The organism is Rhizobacter sp. P2_H2 (assembly GCF_056403375.1).
The window spans coordinates 1-2,654 of the sequence record NZ_JBFUFP010000768.1 but is presented as its reverse complement, the minus strand read 5'-3'; the positions used below and the strand labels follow the sequence as shown (position 1 = coordinate 2,654).

Here is a 2,654-nt window from a genome sequence, read left to right as displayed (position 1 = left end):
TCGAGTGTCACGGTCACCATCCAGGGCACGAACGATGTGGCCGTGATCAGCGGCGCCACCTCGGGGACCGTCACCGAAGACACGGCCGTGAACGGCTCCGGTAACCTGACCACCGGTGGCACCCTGTTCGTCGCGGACGTCGACAGCGGCCAGGCGGTGTTCCAGGCTCAACCGGCCACTGCCGGCACCTACGGCACCTTCGCGCTCGCCGCCGACGGCACCTGGACCTACGCAGCCGCCAACAGCAACGCCACGATCCAGGCTCTGCGTGCCGACCAGTCGCTCACCGAGACCTTCAGCGTCAAGAGCGCCGACGGGACCTCGTCGAGCGTCACCGTCACCATCCACGGCACGAAYGATGTGGCCGTGATCAGYGGTGCCACSTCSGGCKCCRTCACKGAAGACACCGCSGTCAACGCYTCCGGCAAYCTGACSACCGGYGGCACSYTGTCTGTCRCCGACGTCGACAACGGCCAGGCCGTGTTCCAGGCTCAGCCTGCCACCGCGGGCACCTACGGCACCTTCACGCTCGCCGCTGATGGCACCTGGACCTACGCCGCCGCCAACAACAACGCCACGGTTCAGGCGCTGCGCGCTGATCAATCTCTGACCGAGACCTTCTCCGTCAAGAGCGCCGACGGGACCTCGTCGAGCGTCACMGTCACCATCCAGGGCACCAACGACGTCGCGGTGATCTCTGGTGCCAATACCGGCTCCGTCACGGAAGACACCGCGGTCAACGGCGCCGGCAATCTGACSACCGGCGGCACCCTGTCCGTCGCCGACATCGACAACGGCCAGGCCGTGTTCCAGGCYCAGACAGCCACCCCTGGCACCTACGGYACCTTCGCACTCGCCACCGAYGGCACCTGGACCTACACCGCRGCCAACRGCAACGCCGCGGTTCAGGCGCTGCGCGCCGACCAGTCGCTCACCGAGACCTTCAGCGTCAAGAGCGCYGAYGGGACYTCKTCGAGCGTCACCGTCACCATCCAMGGCACGAACGATGTGGCCGTGATCAGCGGCGCCACYTCCGGCTCCGTCACCGAAGACACYGCSGTCAACGGCTCCGGCAACYTGACCACCGGTGGCACCCTGTYCGTCGYMGACGTCGACAACGGCCAGGCGGTGTTCCAGGCTCAGCCCGCCACTGCCGGCACCTACGGCACCTTCGCACTCGCCACCGACGGCACCTGGACCTATACCGCGGCCAACAGCAACGCCGCGGTTCAGGCGCTGCGCGCCGAYCAGTCGCTGACCGAGACCTTCTCGGTCAAGAGCGCCGACGGGACCTCGTCGAGTGTCACGGTCACCATCCAGGGCACGAACGATGTGGCSGTGATCAGCGGCGCCACCTCGGGGACCGTCACCGAAGACACGGCCGTGAACGGCTCCGGTAACCTGACCACCGGTGGCACCCTGTTCGTCGCAGACGTCGACAACGGCCAGGCCGTGTTCCAGGCTCAGACCGCCACTGCCGGCACCTACGGCACCTTCGCTCTCGCTGCCGATGGCACGTGGACCTACGCAGCTGCGAACAGCAACGCCACGATCCAGGCTCTGCGCGCCGATCAGTCGCTGACGGAGACCTTCTCCGTCAAGAGCGCCGACGGCACTTCGTCGAGTGTCACGGTCACCATCCAGGGCACGAACGACGCCGCTGTCATCTCCGGCGCGACCTCGGGTTCCGTCACCGAAGACACCGCCGTCAACGGCGCCGGCAACCTGACCACCGGCGGCACCCTGTCGGTCGCCGACGTCGACAACGGCCAGGCCGTGTTCCAGGCTCAGACCGCCACTGCCGGCACCTACGGCACCTTCGCTCTCGCTGCCGATGGCACGTGGACCTACGCAGCGGCGAACAGTAACGCCGTGGTTCAGGCGCTGCGCGCCGACCAGTCGCTGACCGAGACGTTCTCGGTCAAGAGCGCCGATGGCACCAGCTCCTCTGTCACCGTCACCATCCAAGGCACGAACGATGTGGCCGTGATCAGCGGCGCCACCTCCGGCTCCGTCACCGAAGACACCGCCGTCAACGSCTCCGGCAACYTGACCACCGGYGGCACGCTGTCCGTCGCCGACGTCGACAACGGCCAGGCCGTGTTCCAGGCCCAGCCTGCCACTGCCGGCACCTACGGCACCTTCACGCTTGCCACCGATGGCACGTGGACCTACGCAGCGGCGAACAGCAACACCACGATCCAGGCTCTGCGCGCCGATCAGTCGCTAACGGAGACCTTCTCCGTCAAGAGCGCCGACGGCACTTSGTCGAGTGTCACGGTCACCATCCAGGGCACGAACGACGCCGCTGTCATCTCCGGCGCCACCTCGGGYTCCGTCACCGAAGACACCGCGGTCAACGGCKCCGGCAATCTGACCACCGGTGGCACCCTGTCCGTCGCCGACRTCGACAACGGCCAGGCCGTGTTCCAGGCYCAGMCWGCCACTGCTGGCRCCTACGGCACCTTCACGCTTGCCRCCGAYGGCACGTGGACYTACGCAGCGGCGAACAGCAACGCCACGATCCAGGCTCTGCGTGCCGATCAGTCGCTGACCGAGACGTTCACCGTCAAGAGCGCCGACGGAACCTCATCGAGCGTCACAGTCACCATCCAGGGCACCAACGACGTCGCGGTGATCTCTGGTGCCAATAC

At 67.3% G+C, this 2,654-nt stretch carries 1 protein-coding gene; it reads left to right on the top strand.

Annotation, left to right across the window (positions count from 1 at the left end):
• Nucleotides 1-36 precede the first annotated feature (36 nt).
• The coding region (locus tag AC1D15_RS26015) for a VCBS domain-containing protein (RefSeq protein WP_477828261.1) at nt 37-2,654 on the top strand (2,618 nt) is incomplete at its 3' end.